Annotated in this window: 19 protein-coding genes and 1 pseudogene; 17 read left to right on the top strand and 3 right to left on the bottom strand. The window is 61.2% G+C overall.

Translation table 11 applies throughout. From position 1 onward, the window contains the following. Window positions 1–10: 10 nt before the first annotated feature. Complete coding sequence (locus Q0520_RS11530) at window positions 11–676, top strand: PHP domain-containing protein (protein WP_298670233.1); 666 nt, start codon at window positions 11–13, stop codon at window positions 674–676. Then, the gene (truA, locus tag Q0520_RS11525) at window positions 673–1,515 is read left to right on the top strand and encodes a tRNA pseudouridine(38-40) synthase TruA (protein WP_298670232.1); all 843 of its coding nucleotides are present in this window, start codon (window positions 673–675) and stop codon (window positions 1,513–1,515) included. The genes Q0520_RS11530 and truA overlap by 4 nt, the downstream gene beginning before the upstream one ends. Here truA and Q0520_RS11520 read toward each other — a convergent pair. Next, on the bottom strand, window positions 1,447–2,043 hold the full coding sequence (locus Q0520_RS11520) for a hypothetical protein (RefSeq protein ID WP_298670231.1): 597 nt from the start codon (window positions 2,041–2,043) through the stop codon (window positions 1,447–1,449). The two genes, truA and Q0520_RS11520, sit on opposite strands and share 69 nt — an antisense overlap. Before the next feature lie 194 nt (window positions 2,044–2,237). Between Q0520_RS11520 and Q0520_RS11515 the strand changes: the two genes are divergently transcribed. The 10 genes from Q0520_RS11515 to Q0520_RS11470 all read left to right on the top strand — a co-directional run bounded on the left by Q0520_RS11515 (window position 2,238) and on the right by Q0520_RS11470 (window position 12,741). Continuing rightward, a complete protein-coding gene (locus Q0520_RS11515; protein ID WP_298670253.1) occupies window positions 2,238–3,119 on the top strand; it encodes a thiamine pyrophosphate-dependent enzyme in 882 nt (293 codons plus the stop codon). After that, complete coding sequence (locus Q0520_RS11510) at window positions 3,113–4,219, top strand: transketolase C-terminal domain-containing protein (RefSeq protein ID WP_298670230.1); 1,107 nt, start codon at window positions 3,113–3,115, stop codon at window positions 4,217–4,219. Before Q0520_RS11515 ends, Q0520_RS11510 begins: the two co-directional genes overlap by 7 nt. Beyond that, entirely contained in the window at window positions 4,219–4,746 is a 528-nt protein-coding gene (locus Q0520_RS11505; RefSeq protein WP_298670229.1) for a 2-oxoacid:acceptor oxidoreductase family protein, read from the top strand. Before Q0520_RS11510 ends, Q0520_RS11505 begins: the two co-directional genes overlap by 1 nt. After that, a complete protein-coding gene (locus tag Q0520_RS11500) occupies window positions 4,743–4,988 on the top strand; it encodes a 4Fe-4S binding protein (protein ID WP_298670228.1) in 246 nt (81 codons plus the stop codon). The genes Q0520_RS11505 and Q0520_RS11500 overlap by 4 nt, the downstream gene beginning before the upstream one ends. 421 nt (window positions 4,989–5,409) lie before the next feature. After that, on the top strand, window positions 5,410–6,600 hold the full coding sequence (locus Q0520_RS11495; RefSeq protein WP_298670227.1) for a DUF362 domain-containing protein: 1,191 nt from the start codon (window positions 5,410–5,412) through the stop codon (window positions 6,598–6,600). 355 nt (window positions 6,601–6,955) lie between these two features. Further along, window positions 6,956–9,109, top strand: coding sequence for a methyl-accepting chemotaxis protein (locus Q0520_RS11490; RefSeq protein WP_298670225.1), 2,154 nt, complete (start codon window positions 6,956–6,958; stop codon window positions 9,107–9,109). 14 nt (window positions 9,110–9,123) lie between these two features. Next, entirely contained in the window at window positions 9,124–9,585 is a 462-nt protein-coding gene (locus Q0520_RS11485; protein WP_298670223.1) for a chemotaxis protein CheW, read from the top strand. Window positions 9,586–9,975: 390 nt separating this feature from the next. Beyond that, complete coding sequence (locus Q0520_RS11480) at window positions 9,976–11,847, top strand: methyl-accepting chemotaxis protein (RefSeq protein ID WP_298670221.1); 1,872 nt, start codon at window positions 9,976–9,978, stop codon at window positions 11,845–11,847. Between the two features lie 10 nt (window positions 11,848–11,857). Next, a complete protein-coding gene (locus Q0520_RS11475; protein ID WP_298670219.1) occupies window positions 11,858–12,334 on the top strand; it encodes a chemotaxis protein CheW in 477 nt (158 codons plus the stop codon). An 89-nt stretch (window positions 12,335–12,423) separates the two neighbouring features. Continuing rightward, on the top strand, window positions 12,424–12,741 hold the full coding sequence (locus Q0520_RS11470; RefSeq protein ID WP_298670217.1) for a DUF2769 domain-containing protein: 318 nt from the start codon (window positions 12,424–12,426) through the stop codon (window positions 12,739–12,741). Window positions 12,742–12,775: 34 nt separating this feature from the next. Here Q0520_RS11470 and Q0520_RS11465 read toward each other — a convergent pair whose 3' ends face one another. Beyond that, window positions 12,776–13,705 (bottom strand): cation diffusion facilitator family transporter, encoded by a 930-nt coding sequence (locus Q0520_RS11465; protein WP_298670215.1) that lies wholly within the window; start codon window positions 13,703–13,705, stop codon window positions 12,776–12,778. Between the two features lie 474 nt (window positions 13,706–14,179). Here Q0520_RS11465 and Q0520_RS11460 point away from each other — a divergent pair, with 474 nt between their 5' ends. From Q0520_RS11460 to argB, 5 genes are all read left to right on the top strand, one after another. Continuing rightward, complete coding sequence (locus Q0520_RS11460; RefSeq protein ID WP_298670213.1) at window positions 14,180–15,082, top strand: ADP-ribosylglycohydrolase family protein; 903 nt, start codon at window positions 14,180–14,182, stop codon at window positions 15,080–15,082. A 91-nt stretch (window positions 15,083–15,173) separates the two neighbouring features. Then, window positions 15,174–16,160, top strand: a complete 987-nt coding sequence (argC, locus tag Q0520_RS11455; protein WP_298670211.1) for an N-acetyl-gamma-glutamyl-phosphate reductase — start codon at window positions 15,174–15,176, stop codon at window positions 16,158–16,160. A gap of 13 nt (window positions 16,161–16,173) precedes the next feature. After that, window positions 16,174–16,668, top strand: coding sequence for a CBS domain-containing protein (locus tag Q0520_RS11450; RefSeq protein WP_298670209.1), 495 nt, complete (start codon window positions 16,174–16,176; stop codon window positions 16,666–16,668). After that, window positions 16,665–17,816: a bifunctional glutamate N-acetyltransferase/amino-acid acetyltransferase ArgJ gene (gene argJ, locus Q0520_RS11445; RefSeq protein ID WP_298670207.1), complete on the top strand. Its 1,152-nt coding sequence runs from the start codon at window positions 16,665–16,667 to the stop codon at window positions 17,814–17,816. The genes Q0520_RS11450 and argJ overlap by 4 nt, the downstream gene beginning before the upstream one ends. Next, complete coding sequence (gene argB, locus Q0520_RS11440) at window positions 17,813–18,682, top strand: acetylglutamate kinase (RefSeq protein WP_298670205.1); 870 nt, start codon at window positions 17,813–17,815, stop codon at window positions 18,680–18,682. Before argJ ends, argB begins: the two co-directional genes overlap by 4 nt. A gap of 686 nt (window positions 18,683–19,368) precedes the next feature. On the opposite strand, the pseudogene Q0520_RS11435 reads toward argB, so the two are convergent. Further along, window positions 19,369–19,637 (bottom strand): annotated as a pseudogene (locus Q0520_RS11435) (thiamine pyrophosphate-binding protein); the annotation flags it as partial.

Genomic DNA, 19,637 nt, shown 5'->3' with positions numbered 1-19,637 from the left:
ATCTGATCCCATGCTGAGATGTGATCTGCACATCCATACCAGATACTCCCGCGACGGCGAGAGCAGCGTCGAGGAGGTGCTCAGGCAGGCCGAGGCGGTCGGCCTCGACGCCGTTGCGATCACCGACCACGACACGGTCGAGGGCGCCCTCCATGCCCTCCAGTGCAGGACGTCCGTGATCGTCATACCGGGGACGGAGATATCGACAAAACAGGGGCACCTTCTGGCCCTCGGTGTCACAAAAGCCTTCCCGAAGGGCATGGACTTTTTTGAGGCCGTTCACCGCGCTCGCGAGGCCGGCGCCGTCCTCATCCTCCCTCATCCCTACCACATGTGGCGCCACGGCGTCGGCCTGAAACTCAGGGCTGGCCCGAGCCTCGTCGACGCCATCGAAGTCTTCAACAGCCGCTACATCATGGGGACCGCAAACAGGAAGGCGGCAATGGTCGCCCGCAACCTCGGGAAACCCGCGGTCGGGGGGAGCGACGCTCACCAGGCCCGCTTCGTCGGCTACGGCTACACCCTCGTCAACGCCGACCGCAACCTCGACGCCATCCTTGAGGCGATCCGCACCGGGAAGACCGCGGCAGGCGGGAGGATGACCCCCCTCCGCTCGTACACCACCCAGTCCCTGAAGAGTTCCTGGAAGAAGATTCAGGCCAGGATCCCGAAATGAGGCTTGCGTTCAGGATAGGTTACTGGGGGGACGACTTCTACGGTTCGCAGGTCCAGCCCGGCCTCCGCACCGTCGAGGGGGACGTGATAGCGGCGTGTATACGGATCGGCCTCTTTGTAGACCCGAAGGAGGGGAAGATCGCCTTCTCCGGCCGGACAGACCGCGGCGTCCATGCTGCAGGGCAGGTCTGTGCCTTCACGACAGACGAACCTGAGAGGGCGGTGACAGCCCTGCGGTACGAACTTCCCGCCGACATCTGGACGACAGGGTGGGCGGAGGTGCACGACCAGTTCAACCCGAGAAAGGAGGCCGTCGCACGGACGTACAGTTACTATTTTGTCGAGCACCCGGGAGACACGGCGGCGATGGACAGTGCGGCGCAGGCGTTCGTGGGCGAGCACGACTTCTCCCTCTTCTCCCGGAAAAGCGAGAGAAACCCTCTCCGCCATGTCAAGGCGGCACATGTCACGGATGAGGACGGCTTCTGCGTCTTCACGGTGACGGCGGAAAGTTTTCTCTGGAACATGGTGCGGTGCATGGCCTTCGCCCTTGCCATGGTCGGCAGAGGAGAGATGGACGCCGACGGGATCGGGGCCCTGCTTGCAGGCGAGGGGACGGCGCGGGTGCCGGCCGCACCACCCGGCGGCCTGATCCTCACAGACGTGGCGTATGCCTTCTCCTTCACACCACTCCAGCCCTCGCCAAAGGCTGAAAGGGCACTTGTCAGGCGTGAGCAGGACTTCAGGTTAAAAAAGAGGGTGAGTGCAGCCCTACGCGGGCTGGGCCCTGACCTCCTCCGGGAGGAACAGGTCGACGACGAAATCCGGAACCTGCCGTGAGGTCCTGACAGAGAGGAAGAAATTCGCCTTTCCGTCGACAGGTCCCCTGTACTTCAGGAGCATCTTGAAGTCGGTGGACAGCAGGGTGACGCCAAAGACATTCATGCTCGCATGGTGTTCTGCCAGTTCCTTCTCTTCGCCGACGACAAGTTTCTGCCTGTTGCCGTTGACGTCGAGGATGAGTTCGTCACCATAGCTGAGGACCATCATCCTGGCATTCCCTATCGTGAAAGGTTCGCCGTCAGGGAACCAGACATTGTAGGTCGCCGTGTACGGGTAGGTGACACCGGATTTCGGGTCCCCGATCTCGACATGGAGGGTGAATGCGGCCGCAACAGCGAGGAGGAGGAGGACTCCGAGAACTCCGAGGACGATCCTCTTCTTCCCGCCCTGCTTCACGGTTTCCCGGGGTGGCGGAGGAAGAGGGGATGTGGGTTGTTCGACCGGATCTGAAAGAGACGGCTGATGGGAGTCTGCCGGGGGGACAATGCTGTCCGCCGCGTCATCGTGGGCATTTTCTTCGGTCATAATCTAGCGGGAAAGTGCGTGTCTTTCCCATTTATTGCTGGTGGACTCTGCCAGCAGAACTGCCGATCAGAACCAACAAACCCAAGTCGGCGCGCACCCAAACTATGTGCATTCCAAATAGCAACCTACAAGAGTTACCCGACAAATGTAATGATCGATAATGAGCAACTATCATTGGTGAGGAGTTGAGCACTATTTCTGAGATTCCGAAAGAGGAGTACATCAAGACCTGCACAGCCGCATGTGCAGGGTGCAGTTCCTCCCTCTGTCTCCGCTATGTCCTGAAGGCCGCGGGGCCCGACACGGTCCTTGTCATCCCGGCCTGCTGCACATCGGTGATCCAGGGGGTGTACCCGAACACGTCTTTCAATGTCCCGGTGTACAACATCGCCTTCGCAGCGGCGGCGGCATGCGCCTCGGGGATGAGCAAGGCGTTCAGGAGTGCAGGGAAGAAGACGAATGTCATCGCCTACGCCGGCGACGGCGGGACGGTGGACATCGGCATCCAGTCGCTGTCAGGCGCGTTCGAGCGCGGCACCGACTTCCTGTACATCTGCTACGACAACGAGGCCTATGGGAACACAGGCATGCAACGCTCAGGCGCCACCCCTCTCGGCGCCGTGACGACGACGACGCCGGGCGGCAAGGGCGAGTTCAAGAAAGACCTCGACCGTATCGTCGCCGCTCATAACCCGCCCTACATGGCGACGGCGTGCAGCGCCTACCCCCTCGACCTGTACAAGAAGGTCAAGAAGGCCCTCTCCATCGAGGGGCCGAAGTTCATCCACATCCTCGCGCCCTGCCCGCCGGGCTGGCGCTACGAGTCTGACCGGACGATCGAGATGGGCAAACTCGCGGTGAAGACCGGGTCCTGGGTGTTGTGGGAGAGGGAGTACGGGAAGCTGACGGTCTCCGGGCCCTCGAAGGCCGCGATGAAGAACCCGCTGCCCCTCGAAGAATACTTGAAAGGTCAGGGCCGTTTCAAGAGAGTGACGCCGGAGATCATCAACGAACTCCAGCAGGCCGTGATCAAGAACCTGGAAAGGGTCAGGAAGGAGGAGGAAGGAATATGCTGACGATCGCAACCGGGAACAAGGCCGTCGCCGCAGCGGTGAAACAGGCGCACCCGTCGGTCGTCGCCGCCTACCCGATCACGCCGCAGACCGAGATCATCGAACAGGTCGCAAACTTCGTCGCCAGAAAGGAGATCGCAACCGAGTACATCCCGGTGGAGAGCGAGCACTCGGCGATGGCCGCGTGTATCGGCGCCTCGGTGACAGGTGTGCGGACCTTCACGGCGACGAGTTCCCACGGCCTGCTGTACATGCACGAGATGCTCCACTGGGCGGCGGGCGCCCGCCTGCCCATTGTCATGGCGAACGTGAACCGTGCCCTCGGGCCTGGCTGGAACACCTGGGCCGAGCACACGGACGCCTTCTCCCAGCGCGACACCGGGTGGCTGCAGGTCTATGTGGGGACTGTCCAGGAGGCCTACGACGTCACCCTGATGGCCTTCCGTATCGCCGAGGACGAGCGCGTCCTCCTGCCGGTGATGGTCAACCTCGACGGCTTCTCCCTCTCCCATATCATGCAGTCCCTGGACACGGTCGACCTCGGCGACTTCATTCCGCCGATCAGGTTGCCGCACGCCATCGACGTGAACAACCCGATGGGCTACGGCCCCATGACCGGGCCTGCCGACTACTTCAAGTTCAGGTGGGACATCGAGCGCTCGATGCGGGACGCACGGGACGTGATCCGCGAGACGGAGGAGGAGTTCGCCCGCCGGTTCGGACGGAAGTACGGCCCGACGGAGGACTACCAGTGCGAGGACGCCGACGTCGTCGTCGTCTCGATGGGCACTCTCGGCAAGGAGGCCGAGGTGGCCGTCGACATCCTCCGCAAGGAGGGTATCAAGGCCGGTTCGATGCGGCTGCGCTGGTTCAGGCCCTTCCCCGACCTCGACCTGAAAGGGAAGGAGGTCGTGGTCATCGACCGCGACTACTCCTTCGGCTTCGGCGGCGTGGTGGCGGCCTCAATTAAGGCGAAGACAGGCATCGAGTGCTACAACGTGATCGCCGGCCTCGGCGGTCAGGAGGTCACCTACGACGATATCGCCGACTTCGTGCGGAACAGGAAGATCGGCGAAGAGATGTGGTTCGGGGTGAGCGAGTAATGTACGAGATCAGGATCCATTCCCGCGGCGGGCAGGGCGGCGTGACCGCGGCCCGCCTCCTCGCCCTTGCGGCGTTCAGGGACGGAAAATATGCCACCGCATGCCCCTTCTACGGTGCAGAGCGGCGTGGGGCCCCTGTCGTCTCCTTCGTCCGGATCGACGACGCCCCGATCAAGATCTACTCCCAGATCAGGAACCCCGACATGGTCGTCGTCCTCGACGCCTCGGTGATGGAGACGGTGGACGTCCTCCAGGGCCTCAAGAAGGGCGGAAGCGTGCTCGTCAACTCGGAGCACCCCCACGAGTTCCCGGGATTCGTTTCACACCACGTCGACCTCACCGACATCGCCCTTGCAAAGAACCTGGCGATCGCCGGGACGCCGATCGTGAACACACCCTTCCTGGGTGCGGCGGCAAAACTCGGCATCGTCTCCTTCGAGTCGGCAAAGCAGGCGATCAGGGAGATGTTCTCCGACGAGCGGAACGTGCAGGTGGCCGAGGCTGCCTACAAGGAGATGGTCATATGAGAGAGCGGCTTGCACTGAGCAGACCGAAGACCGGGGCCTGCGGGCTTACCGGGTCGTGGCGGGTCTTCCGCCCGGTCGTGGACAGGGAAAAGTGCAACCAGTGCGGGATCTGTGAGATCCACTGTCCCGACGGCGTGATCGACGAGGAACTCAATATCGACCTCGACTTCTGCAAGGGCTGCGGCGTCTGCGCCAATGTCTGCCCGAAGAAAGCGATCACGATGGTCCGCGAAGAGCGGTGAAGAGTCCCAGAAAGACCGATCAACTATTCAGGGCGGGGGATTGCTCCCCGCTTTCTATTCTCATGACCGGGGATCGGGGGTGCAAGCAGAACAGGCTTGAGAAAACCGTAGGTTTTCGAACGAAGTTCAGGCAGTGGATCGGTGTTCTCCACCGGGGGACTACGCCCCCGGATCCCCGCTCAGGATAGGCGGGGATATGGCATTCGCTCTCCTTTGAATGTCTGGTTCACTCTTCCCGGAGCCAATCGCAATTCCAGGGGACGACCGGAGGGAGTCGAGAGCCCCCGGCGAGCAATGGGGGGAAGGCAATTAATCGATACTCCCTCCGGGGCCTGATAGAGTGCCCCGGGCAAAACATCGCGAACCCCCCCACCGCCGGTGCAGATCCTTTTTTCCGACCACAAAGAGATGAGTTGATACGATGACGCCAGCAGACCCCCCGGCAAAAGAGGTCGCCCTCGTCCACTGCCGGACATACAACGAAGCACAGGTCTATGCCGCGGTGGAACGGGCGGTCGATCTCCTCGGCGGGGTCGGGGCCTTCGTCCCGCGGGGGAGTCGGGTGCTCCTCAAGCCAAACCTCCTGATGGGGGCGGTGCCCGGACGGGCTGTCACCACCCACCCGGCGGTCGTGAAGGCGGTCGCACGCCTGCTTGCAGACCACGGGTGCACGGTCGTCATCGCAGACTCGCCGGGGGCGGGGACACTTTACACCCGGCGGAACCTTGAGAAGGCCTATGAGAAGTGCGGCTTTACCGGAGCGACCGGGATACCGGGGGTCTCCCTCTCCACTGCGACCTCGTCGAGGACTGTCCCCTTCCCGGAGGGCGAGGTGATGAAGCGCTTCTCCATCATCGACGCCGCCCTCGACGCAGACGCGATCGTCGTTGTCTCGAAGGCGAAGACCCACCTTTTCACCGGATACTCTGGCGCCGTCAAGAACCTCTTCGGCGTGATCCCCGGCCTTGAGAAACCGGTCTTCCACGCCAGGTTCAGGGACCCGCAGGAGTTTGCGGGGATGCTCCTCGACCTCAACACCCTGGTGCGCCCATCCCTCCAGGTCATGGACGCGGTCGTCGGGATGGAGGGGGACGGCCCTATGTCAGGATCGCCGCGGCCGATCGGGGCTGTCCTCGCAAGCGCCGATCCGACGGCGGTCGACATCGTCACCTCCCGTTTGATGGGGATGGAACCGGCCGAGATCGGCACGATCAGCGGTGCCGCAAAGCGCGGATGGGTCAGACCGGACTTCAGGGACGTCAGGGTGACCGGCGACGACCCCGCGGCAGTGACGGTCTCCGACTTCAGGAAGGCGTCCACCCACCCGGCGGCGCCCGCCGTCCCCTTCATCAACCGGCAGATCTTATCCTTCCTCCAGAGGCGGGGGACAGAGATCAGGCCAAAGCCGGTGCCCGACCCGGAGCGGTGCACCGGGTGCGGCAGGTGTGCCCGCGCCTGCCCGGTCGACGCGATCAGCATCGAGGAAGGGATGGCCGTGATCGATGAATCCGCCTGCATCCGCTGTTACTGCTGCCACGAGATGTGTGAGAACAGAGCGATAGGACTGCGGCAGGGACTCGCGGAAAAAATTATCTCGGCCCTTCTCAGGTGAGCCTGCAGGCATATGAAAAACAGTGCAGGGTTCTCACACAAATAAACGGATTTTTTTGACATATAATGAATTAAGACCCCCGAGCGGAGATAACATTCCTATTTTTTCAAGAAAACCACCCGACCGGGGTATCGGGGCAGAGTGGTCCGGCAAATTCTCTTTTAAAAATGTGAAGTAGACAGAATAACGCATTTGATAAAATGCAATCTGTTAAATATCATACTGCGCAGATGATCAGTTATCCCGGAGCGCACCGGCTGAAGCCCGATGTCTGACCCCACGCATACGCGGCACTCCCCGGTGATGGGATAGGCGAGTATCGTCCTCCAGAGCAAAAAGCAGACAGGAGATCATCATGCCAGAGAAGGGACCCACCATCGAAGAATGTCAGAAGAAGATCACCAGGCTCGAGAAGGAGATACGGAAAAACGAGACTCTGGCCGCAGGCATGGACCAGATCCCCCTCCCGGCCCACATCGTCGACACCGAATTTCATATCCTCTACATCAACAGGGCGGCCGCAGACCTCCTCGGAAAAAAGCAGGAGGACTGCATAGGCAAACCATGCTATGAACTCTACAGGACAGGCCTCTGCAGATCGAAGGACTGCCCCTGCAGGGTTGCAATGAAGGACGGGCAGGTCAACATCATCACCAACGACCTCGGGGACGGACGGGTGATCAAGTGCACCGGCGTCCCATACAGGGACGGCAGCGGCACGATCATCGGTGCCGTCGAGTATTTCCCCGACGTCACCGGCGAAGTCAGGATGATCAAGGACCTCCTCGGCGTGGCCGACGGGATCAGAAACGGGAACCTCTCGGTCAGGGCAAAACTCGACGGCGAGGGCGAACTCCCCCAGATCGCGAAGGGCGTCAACGAGATCATCGACGCAATCATCGAACCCATCCCGCCGACCATCGCCATGATCGACAAGATCGGCCGGGGCGAGATCCCGGAGAAGATCACGGCCGAATATAAGGGTGACTTCAAGAAACTTAAAGAGAGCATCAACCGCTGCGTCGACGAACTCAATGCCCTGAAAGAAGGGAATGCCGTCCTCCAGAGGGCCGCACAGAACGACTACACCAGGAAAGTCGAAGGGCACTACGAGGGGATCTATGCCGAGATGGCCGCGGAGATCAATGTCGTCCTGGACCGCCTCCTCCATCTCCAGGAGACAGCGAAGAACATCAGCCGGGGCGACCTGAAAGACCTGGAGGGCTTCAAGCGTATTGGACGACGTTCTGAGAACGACCACATTGTCCCGGCCTTCATCGCTATGATGGAGGCGATCCAGAGACTCGTGGACGATGCAAATAAACTTGCAGCGGCCGGCAGAGAAGGACGGTTGGCCATGCGGGCCGACGCCTCGAAGCATGCAGGGGAGTTCGCAAAAGTCATAGGAGGCGTCAACGACCTCCTCGACGCCATCCACAAACCCCTGGACGAAGGAATGCAGGTCGCGGCGGCCCTCGCCGACGGCGACTACACGAAAAAATTCTCCGGGGACATTGAGGTTTCAGGAGAATTCAAGCGGTTCAAGGAATCCCTGGACCAGATCACCGTCAATGGCAGCGGCGCGTTCAGGCAGGTGAAACAGGCGACTGAACAGGTCCAGCTCGGCACCCTTGAAGCAAGCAAGGGCGGCGACCAGATCGCCAAGGCCGCGGAGCAGGTGGCCCTCACCAGCCAGAGGTGCGCGGACCTCGGGAAGAGAACCCTCACCAAGATGGAGGAGATCACCCAGAAGTTCAGCGACCTCTCGGCCTCGAACGAGGAGATCGCCAGCACCTCGCAGGAAGTCCTTGAGCGGGCGCAGAACGTCGCCGAGATGGGCAGAGGTGCGGAGAACCTCGGTAAGGAGGCCAACACGAAGATCACGGCCGTCGAAAAGATCGCCAGCGAGAGTGTGGTCAACATCACACAACTCAACCAGGAGATCCACGAGATCGACAAGATCGTGAAGCTCATCACCGACATCTCGAACCAGACGAACCTCCTCGCCCTCAACGCCGCGATCGAGGCGGCACGGGCGGGCGAGCACGGCCGCGGCTTCGCCGTCGTCGCGGGCGAGGTGCGGAACCTCGCAGGCGAGTCGAAGAAGGCGACGAACGACATCGAGAACCTCATCACCTCCATCCAGGCAAAGAGCGAGAAGACCGCCTCGAACATCAGTTCGGCGAACACCGAGATCTCTGCAAGTGTCGATAGCGTGAACAAGGCGATCGTCGCCCTGAACAGGATTGTCGAGGGTGCGGTCTCCGTGACCCACGACATGGGCGAGATCGCGAAGGCCATCGAGGACCAGGCGAACACGAGCAATGCCGTCGTCAAGATCGTCGAGGAAGGAAACAGCCTGACCAGGTCGAGCCTTGAACAGATCGAGGACCTCGCCGCCCTTGCCGAAGAGACGAGCGCCTCGACGCAGGAGATCAACAGTGCCACCCATGAACTCCATGATCTGGCGGGCGACCTTGAGAAGCAGATGGACAGGTTCAAGATCTGAAGGGGGGACGCAGAGTGGTAAAGATCATCGACGTCGTTGAGTTCGAGATCGGGGGTACCAGATACGCCGTCGACATCCTCCTGGCACGGGAGATCGTGGAGATGATCCCGATCACCCCGGTGCCCCTCGCACCCCCGCATATTGCCGGGATCATCAACCTCAGGGGCGAGATCACGAACATCATCACCCTCACCACCCTCCTCCAGATCCCTGACCGGGGAGAGGTGACGAACAGGAAGATCATCGTCCTCGTCCCGGAGGTCGCCGGGGGTTCAAACCTCGGGATCATCGTCGACGATGTCCATTCGGTGATGCAGGTCTCCGAGGACGACGTGGAGACGATGGACGCAACACTCTGCCATGAGGCCTTCGTGAAGGGGATCATCAAGATCGGCGGAGATGACACCGAGGAGAAGGGCCTGGTGATCTGGATCGACATGACCAAGGTCCTCAGGAGCCTCGTCGCCCCTGCCTGATGCAGAGGTGGTGTCAGAGTGGCGCCCATAGGTGCGGCATAATACGATACAAGATATATTTTTTGTAGATAAGCAAATAAATTAAATAATCTTCAATATTCAAAATTGAAAAATAATATATACCAGTACCTGTAAGTACGTACCTGACGCTTCGAGCACTGCGCACGCCTGTCGGTTACCCGCTACAGAGACTTCATTCATCATTTTCAGTATGTTGCGCATACACGGGGCGTAATCAGACCAGAAGGGAACGCCATGTCCGATATCAAGGAAATTATCGAAATACTGGAATCTGCTTCGGAAGGGGATTTCTCCCGCACTATCGATGAGAAAGACGCCGATAAGGCCATCAAACCATTGATAGAACCCCTCAAAGCATGTCTCGTAAAGATGGCAAAGACAGAGGAAGAGAGGGCAGAGGACGCCCATGACCTGAAGAACTACATCGCATCCATCAAGTTGAACCCTGTCCCCATGCTCTTCCTGGACACCGCCTGCAATGTCATCGACGACAACGAGGCATTCGAAGAGTTCAGCGGCATGAGCCACGACGACATCATTGGAATAAATACCGGGGACTTCACCATCCTCGAACAGGAAGGAGACGGACTCAGGGACACGCTCCAGAAAAAGAGCCGCGGCTACTCGACGACAGTCGTCAAATACCCCGCAGGCATAAAGCGCGCCGTCGAATACAGCATCCCGTTCCTCGACGAGAAGGGCAAAGTCGAGAGTATGCTCCTTGTCATCGTCGATATGACAGAGGCGTACGAGGAGCAGCAGCGGGCGAAAGAACTCGCCGAAGAAACCGACAGGAAAGCCGTGTGGTACCAATCCATCCTGGACAGGATACCCTTCCCGATCTCGGTCACCGACATGAACATGAACTGGACCTTCATGAATAAGGGCTTCGAGTCCCAGTGGAAGAGGGACCGTGAGAGAGACTGCGGCATATCCTGCCAGGCGACGAAGGGACCGCTCTGCAACAACAACGACTGCGGCATCGTAAAACTCCGCCAGAGCGGGAAGGACGAGATCACGACCCTCTTCGAGATAGACGGGTCAAGTTTCCAGCTCGATATCGCCTACCTGAAGGACGAGAGAGGCGAGAAGATCGGCCACATCGAGATCATCCAGGACATAACCGAGATCAAACAGCAGGAAAAGAAGGCCCAGGAACAGGCCCGCCTCCTCGCGGAGAGCGCCGACGAGATGCGGCAGGCGATGATCTCCATGGCCGGCGGCGACCTCACCGCACAGATCGAGATCAGGGATGGCGACGTCCTCGGCGACCTGAAAAAGAACTACAGGAACGCCCGCGAGTCCCTGCAGGAGACGCTGAAGGAGATCGCCACGGTCGGAGAGCAGGTCAACAACGGGACGAAAGAAACGAGCCGGAGCGCCGAGGACATCGCAAAGGCGATCGAGCAGGTCGCCACGACAAGCCAGAAGTCCGCGGAAGGGGCGAGGAAGAGCCTGGAGAACATCGAGGAGATCGCACGGACGATGTCGGACCTCTCCGCCTCCGTGGAGGAGATCGCCAGCACCTCGCAGGACGTCCTCCAGAAGACCGGCGAGGCGGCCGAACTCGGCGACCAGGCAGAGATCCTCGGTAAGGAAGCCTCCGGAAAGATGCGGGGCGTTGAAGGCATCGCGAGGAAGAGCGTCGAGGAGATCACCCGCCTCAACGAGCAGATGCAGGAGATCAGCAAGATCGTGAAGCTCATCAACGACATCTCGAACCAGACCAACCTCCTCGCCCTCAACGCCGCGATCGAGGCGGCACGGGCCGGCGAGCACGGGCGTGGCTTCGCCGTCGTCGCGGGCGAGGTGAGAAACCTCGCGGGAGAGTCGAAGAAGGCGACGAACGATATCGAGAACCTCATCTCCACCATCCAGACCACCACCGACAAGACCGCAGAGAACATGGAGTCGGCCTACACCGAGATCAATTCCGGGATCTCAAGTGTGGAGAAGGCCATCGAGGCGCTGAACACCATCGCAAAGGCATCGAAAGAAGCGAACCAGAACATCGGCGAGATCGCGAAGGCCACCGAGGATCAGGCCAGCGCCACCAACCGCGTGATGGAGGCGATGGAGCGGAACAAGGAGGAGGTCCAGCAGAATATCAAAGGCATCGAGAACATGGCCGCCCTCACTGAGGAAGTCAGCGCCTCGGCCCAGGAGGTCGGAGGCGGCGCCCAAGAGATGGCGGGCCTCGCCGGGAACCTGAAGAAGAGACTTGACAAATTCACCCTCTGAGGGGCAGAAGATGGCAGAAATCGTAGACGTGGTGAAATTCGAACTCGGCGGCGAGTATTACGCCCTCGATATCCACCTGGCGCGGGAGATCGTGGAGATGATCCCGATCACCCCTGTGCCGCGGGCACCCGCGCACATCGCCGGTGTGATCAACCTGAGGGGCGAGATCACGAACATCATCGACCTCGCCACCCTCCTCAATATCCAGACCAGCGCAGAAACCGAGAACAGGAAGATCATCGTCCTTGTCTCGGAGGCGACCGGCGGGGCAAACCTCGGGATCATCGTCGACGATGTCAACGCCGTGATGCAGGTCACCGAGGCCGACGTGGAAAAGATGGACGCGGGCCTCTGCCGTGAGGCCTATGTGAAAGGGATCATCAAGAGCCGCGAGAATAAGAACGACGAGACCGAGGCGACCGGGCTCGTGATCTGGATCGACGTGGCAAAGGTCCTTGAAGACCTCACCGGCCTGCACACGGCCTAAAAACGCAGACAAAATCCTTCTCCCTCCCTCTTTTTTCCCCGGGATATATTTTTATAGCGGGTGTACCTCCTCCTGCCGGGGGAGACACAATGGACACCTTTGAGGAGAAAGTCCAGGCAATGAAAAATATGGCGCCTGAAGACGTCCAGGCGACAGTCGAGAAGTTGAAGTCGATGTGCACCTGCCCGTCATGCCCGTCGTACAACCGGTGCGCAAAGGAGGGGAAAGAACTCATCTTCTGCTCCACGGGCAAGAGTTTCATGTGCATCAGCGACGAGAAGAGGTGCATCTGCCCGGCGTGCCCGGTGGGAAAGGAGATGGGGCTGAAATATTCCTTCTTCTGCACGCGAGGGGCGGAGAAGGCGCAGAGGTACGAACACACGGTCTGGGGGACGAAGATGGTCTGAGGACCATCTCCGGTCCAGGACATTCACACTATTTTCATGCACCCTGCCGCCTGTCGGGTTCCTCCTTACCCGGGTGGCAGACCGAGGGGCAGGCCGTGCAGTGCCGTGCACAGGGTTCGACCCGGATCGAGACATTGGCGCCGGGGAACTCAGACCTGATATCTGACTCGATGTGCTTCACCAGGTCATATGCCATCTGGAGGCTGTCGTCCCGGGAGACGACAAGGTGGAGGTCGATGAAGCGCTCCGGGCCGGACCGCCTCGTCCTGAGGGCGTGGAAGTCCACGACATCAGAGGCGTGGTCGCAGATGATCTGCCTGATCCTCTCCTCCTCCTCGGGCGGGAGGGCATGGTCGGTGAGGTCGGAGAAGGCCCGCCGCGTCAGGTCGTAGGCCGCCTTCATTATGATCCCGGCGACGCCGAGGGCGAAGACCGCATCGAGGACGACAAGGCCGGTAAGCCTGATGGCCACAAGACCGGCAAGCATGGCAAGGGAGGTGTACACGTCGGTCCGCAGGTGCCACGCGTCGCTCTCAAGGGCGATCGACTCGGTCTCCTTCGCCACCTTCATCAAGCGGGAGGAGACGTACCAGTTCACGCCGGCCGAGAGGAGCATCACGGCCATGCCAAACCCCAGGGCGTCCATGGCAAGGCCGTCGCTTCCAGCGATAAGAGTCCCGAGCGCTTCCCTGATGATGAGAGCGGCCGCTACGAAGATGAGGGCCGCCTCAATGAGACCGGAAAAGTCCTCGAACTTTCCGTGACCGAAACGGTGGGATGCATCCGCAGGTTCCGACGCTATTTTCACCGATATGAATGCGATACCAGCAGCTACAAGGTCAATCCCAGAATGGATCGCCTCGGAGATGATACCGACAGATCCGATCGCACACCCGACGACGAGTTTCGTCGTTACGAGGAGTGTATTCGAAATGACCGAGAGGCGTGCGGTCTTCTGCTTCACCACATCCGCAGATTCTGATTCTCTCCGAATGATATCACCAACAGCAGGAGGGCGGATATACCACCCGTCGATAACTTTTACGATATGCGCTCGACGGGGATAGGGTTTGTGATCCGACGGCGCGGATGGGGGTGGCAGAGAGATTATAGTCTCCCGGAGAGGGTGATGCGATCACCACAGGAGAGATCCTGCGCCCCCAAGGGGGGCATCCAACGAGGGGGATGGCCTGCGCCCGCCATCACCCGGCAGATATGGGCAGGTCCCCCCGTCGACCGGGTGAGAACCATAAGAGGGGGCGGAGGCAGGGGGGTCCTGGTACCGACCGGGTTATATCCTTCGCACCGGGCGCGGGCATAGCATCACGCCAGAGACGACAGAAAATATCATACGAACACAAAAATATTTCAGAAAGAAAACACGGGCCCGAACAAAGACGAAGGGCTTATGGTATCCTCTTCACCAATAACGGCTTTGATGCTCGATCGATTCAGGGGATGCATGCTCGGGGCGGCCGTCGGGGACGCTCTCGGCATGCCCGGAGAGACGTCGCCGATGAACCTCTCGCACCTGTACAGGGGGTACAGGAAGGCATGGCGGTGGCACCCGAACGCCCGCCTCGAACCCGGCCAGTACACCGACGACACCCAGATCATGCTCCTCGTCGCCTCCCTCCTCGCCTCGGGAGAGTACTCTGAGGTGAGATATGCCCGCGACCTTGCACACCTCTGCGCCGAGGGCGACCTCCGCTTCCCCGACGGGTCGTTGATGGCCGCCTGCGAACGCCTGGTCACGCAGGGCCCGGGTCAGACTGGCGTCAACTCGGACACCAGCGGGTGCATACCCCTCGCCGTCCCCTTCGCCCTGCGATATAGCGACCCGGTCGAGCGTTCAGGACGCCTCGCAAAGGCCTGTGCCGTCACCCACACCCATCCGGCCGCCCTTGCCGGTGCCGTCACCGTCGCCGCCCTCCTCTCCGCCACCGTGTACGGCGCCCCCGACCCCCTCGCCCTCGCCCTGAAGACGGCGGCGGCCGAGGACACCGGCCTCGGTGCCAGGATCAGGCGGGCGGTCTCCCTGCAGGAAGAGGGTATCAGCCTTGAAGCGGCATTGCCCGTCATCGGCAACGACGTTTCCATCTACCAGACCGTCCCGATCGCCTTCTTCCTCATGGGCCGGTACGAATCCCCGGAAAACCTCCTCTATGTCGCCGCCAATGTCGGCGGGAACACCGACACCATCGCCTTCATCTGCGGGGCGTACGCCGGGGCGAGGTACGGCGCCGCCGCGCTGCCCGCCGACCTCCTCGCCGGTCTGGAGAACAGGGACCTGATCGACGGCCGTGCAAGGGCGCTCTTCGACGCCACAGCACACACCTGATCCCTCCAATCAGAGTTCTCCCTCTCCCGCCGGCCGGGTGCGGGCCGACGATTCCAAACCATTAAGTTTTTTCTCCGGTATAATCTCCTGTATGGATGTCGCTATCGTTGGGGCCTCAGGCTACGCCGGCGGAGAACTGATCCGCCTTCTCCAGAGTCATTCTTCTGCCCGGGTGACAGTCGCCACCTCGAGGGCGCTGGAAGGGCGGCCGGTCGCAGACCAGCACCCGCACCTGCGGGGCTACACCGACCTCGCCTTCACCAACCCGAAGGTTGAGGATATCGATGCTGACTTTGCTTTCCTTGCCGTGCCGCACACCGCGGCGATGAACTTTGCGGGAACACTTCTTGAACGCGGGATCAGGACCGTCGACCTCTCGGCGGACTACAGACTCCCGCAGGACGTCTACGAGAAGGTCTACGGGGTCACCCATACCGCCTACTTCAAGGCGCCGTACGGTATCCCCGAACTCCACAGGGACGAGGTGAGAGGGGCAAAGTTCGTCTCGAACCCGGGGTGCTTCCCGACGGGTGCGACCCTTGCGGCGGCGCCCCTGGCAAAATACGCGAAGTATGTCATCTACGACTCGAAGACCGGCGTCTCAGGCGCCGGCGACAACCCCTCGGCGACGACTCACTACCCGAACGTGGCCGACGGCGTGAACGCGTACAAGTGGACGAGCCACCGCCACCTTGCCGAGATGAAGCAGGAGTTATCCCGTCTCGGTTCAAAGGCCCACTGCTTCTTCACCCCGCACCTGGTGCCGGTGAACAGGGGGATCCTGACGACGGCACATATCATCCTGGACGAACCGATGGCCCAGGACGAGGTGGAGGCCCTGTACAGGAAGTTCTACGCGGGCGAGCACTTTGTCCGCCTCCAGAAACCGGCCCTGCCGGCCGTGCGCGGCAGCAACTTCTGCGACATCGGGATGGAAAGCGAGGGCGAACGGGTCGTCGTCGTCTCGGCGATCGACAACCTGGTCAAGGGCGCGGCAGGCCAGGCGATCCAGAACATGAACATCATGTGCGGCTACGCCGAGGACGATGGGTTGAAGACTCCGGCGTGCATGCCCTGAACGGGGGAAGACCATGAAAGTACGCGAGATCATGACACCTGACCCGGTGACGGTCCAGGCCGACGACACGGTCAGGCACGCCGCCTCCCTGCTGCGGAGGCACGATATCAGCGGCCTCCCGGTGCTGGACGGGAACGAACTGGTCGGGATGGTTACGGAGGCCGACATCCTCTCCCTCCTGAAGACCGGCGGGGTCTCCGAAGACCTCTGGCTCCCGTCGCCCCTTGAGTTCATCGAGGTGCCTATCAGGGAGATGATCAACTGGGAGAAGACGAAGAAGGCTCTCTCTGACGTCGGGAAGACAAAGGTCCGCCAGGTGATGTCGATGCCCGCGATCACCGTCGGCCCGGAAGACGACATCGAGAAGGCGGCGGCCGTGATGCTGAAAGAGGGCATCGCTCGCCTGCCTGTCGTGGAGAAGAAGAGACTTATCGGGATCGTCGCGCGCCGCGACATCGTGCAGGGGCTTGGCGCCTCATATGATATGAAGGAGGAAAAAGAAGAATGAAGAGTATCTGTGCAGTCCAGGGCGTTGAGGCCTGGGGGATCAAGGAGGGGAAGCACGGGCTTGCAATTATCCGTGCGAGCGGCACCGCAGCGGCGACTTTCACCTCAAACCTGGTGTGTGCAGCGCCTGTCCAGTTGATGCGGGAGAGGATCGCCGCAGGCAAACTCGACGCAATTGTCATCGACTCCGGGTGTGCGAACGCCTACACCGGGAAGAGAGGGTATGAGGACGCCGTGAAGATGGCAGAAATCGCGGCCGATGCCCTCGGCCTTCCCGAGGAGCGGGTCGGCGTGGCGAGCACCGGCGTGATAGGGCGCTATCTCCACCTCGATATCATCGAGAGGCAGTGCCGGGTTGTCGCCCCGCACCTTGTCTCGTCTGCAGAGGCCGAGGTTGCGGCGGCGAGGGCGATCATGACGACCGACCAGGTCGAGAAGCACGCCCTTGTCCGGGGTGACGGTTTTACCGTCGCCGGTATCTGCAAGGGGAGCGGGATGATCGCCCCGAACATGGGGACGATGCTCGCCTTCATCTACACGGACGCGGCGATCGGGGCGGCGGAGTTGCAGGAGTCACTCCGTTCGGCAGTGCGCCGGAGTTTCAACCGCGTCGTCGTGGACGGGGACGAGAGCACAAACGACTGCGCCTTCGTGACTGCAACCGGCCGTGCCGGTCCTGCGGACAGGAAGGCCTTCGATGCAGCTCTTGAGGCCTGCTGCATCTCTCTTGCAAAGCAGATCGCCGCCGACGGCGAAGGGGCGACGAAGATGCTCGAGGTGCAGGTCACCGGCGCCCCTGACGAGGCGGCGGCCGAACTGGTGGCACGGACAGTCGTCGCCTCACCCCTCGTCAAGACGGCGGTCTACGGCGAGGACCCGAACTGGGGCCGCGTCGTCGCCGCCGCCGGCAGGGCGGGCGTCGCCTTCGACCCGGACGCCGTCTCTCTCACCATCGGCGAGGGTGAGGAGGAGACGCCCCTCGTGAAGGACGGGGTGATCGTCTCCGATCTGGTCAGGGCAAAGGCGGCGATGCACGGGAAGAAGGTCGTCTTCTCCCTTGACCTTGCCGCAGGCAAGGGCGAGGCCGTCGCATGGGGCTGCGACCTCACCGAGAAATACGTCGAGATCAACGGGAAGTACACGACATGAAGCGCGAAGAAGTGCTGATGGAAGCGCTGCCCTATATCCAGCGCTTTCACGGTAGGACGATCGTGATCAAACTCGGCGGCCATGCGATGGTCGACGAGGAGATGCTCGAAAACGCGATTCGGGACATTGTCCTCCTCCACTACGTGGGGATGAGGGTCGTCGTCGTCCACGGCGGGGGCCCTGAGATCACGGAGAAGATGAAGGCCCTCGGCAAGGAACCGCAGTTCGTCGGCGGTCTGCGGGTCACCGACGCCGATACCCTGGAGATCGCCCAGATGGTGCTGGTCGGTAAGATCAATGACGGCATCGTCTCGGTCCTGGCGCGGTGCGGCGCACAGGGTGTCGGCATCTCGGGGAACGACGGCAATGTCATCATCGCGAAGAAGATCGGCAACCAGAGGGTGAAGGTGGGCGAGGAGGAGCAGGAGGTCGACCTCGGTTACGTGGGCGAGATCGAGAAGATCAACCCCGAACTGATCACCACTCTCCTTGCGAACGGTTATATCACGGTCATCGCCCCGATCGCGATCGACAGGGCGGGCCGGAGCCTGAACATCAACGCGGACACGGCGGCAGGTGAGATCGCCGTCGCCCTCAACGCTTTCAAGCTCATCAACCTCACCGACGTCGACGGCGTGATGGACAGGGAGAGGACGCAGGTCTACCGCCACCTCAGGGCCGCCGAGACAGAGGGCCTGATGACGGACGGCACGATCGCGGGCGGCATGATCCCGAAGATTGACTCCTGTGTCAGGGCGGTGAAGGGCGGCGTGCCCTTCGCGCATGTGGTGAACGGGAACAAGCCCCACACCATCCTCCTCGAACTCTTCACCGATGCCGGCGTCGGCACGATGATCACCGAGTGAGAGAGGAGATATTCTTTTTTTAGTGCCTGTGCTGAGAGGCTACCGATCGCACCCTCCCAGATAGGGCAGGTTGGCAATCACCCCTGTCAGGATCCTGTTCTGTCTTCCCGGGACCAATCCTGCGCGGGGTGCGAGCGGAGCGAGCTTGAGAAAGCGCAAAATCGAAGATTTTCCTGAGCAGGCACATCTTTGATGTGCCATGAGCCGGAGGCTTTCGAGTGTCCGGAGGAACGACCTGAGGGAGTCGAGAAGACGAAGTCTTCGCTGGCAGTCCCCCTGCTCAGGATTGGACCTCAAAGAGGCAAGCGTGCATTTTGAAGGGGGGACTGCCCTCCACCCCCTATCCTAATGGCAGGGTGCGAACGGAGTGAGCATGAGAAAATCTTTGATTTTCGAGGGTCTGGGGGGCGGCAGCCCCCCGGCGGAGTGACCGATCCACCACCTTCTCCAAAATATGAGCCGGGGGACTACGCCCCCGGACCCCCGCTCAGGATTGGTCCCGAGAAGACAGAATAGAGATCCTGACACGTGGGATTGCCAACCCCCCGATCCTAGTGGCGGGGAACCAGAGTGTGCGAGCGTCAGCGAGATTGAGAAAAACTTCGGTTTTCGAGTGGCAAACATGGGGCACCGTCACCCCAGAACAGGAAAATCCTCCAGATCCAAAAAGGAGACAGACCGGATCCTCACTCCCACCCCTTCACCGCGGCCATGAAGCGGTCCCTGATCTCCGCCGGAGAGAGGGGGATGTTGGGCACGTCCGCGTTCCCCGGCCTGATCAGCACCCTGACGAAGGCCGGGCCGGGCGAGGGGTCGTCAAGGGCCGCCGCGATTTCTCCCTCGTCGGCGACGGTGCAGGTCCGGCGAAAACCTGCGGCGACTGCCGCAACTTCGAGGTCGGCGCCGGTGCAGGCGCAGGTGGGCTGGTTGCCTGTCGAGCCGAAGGTGCCGTTGT

The sequence above is a fragment of the uncultured Methanofollis sp. genome, assembly GCF_937919355.1.
In the GTDB taxonomy this organism is placed as follows: domain Archaea; phylum Halobacteriota; class Methanomicrobia; order Methanomicrobiales; family Methanofollaceae; genus Methanofollis.
The sequence above is the reverse complement of the archived record's forward strand: the minus strand, read 5'-3'. Positions and strand labels throughout refer to the sequence as shown.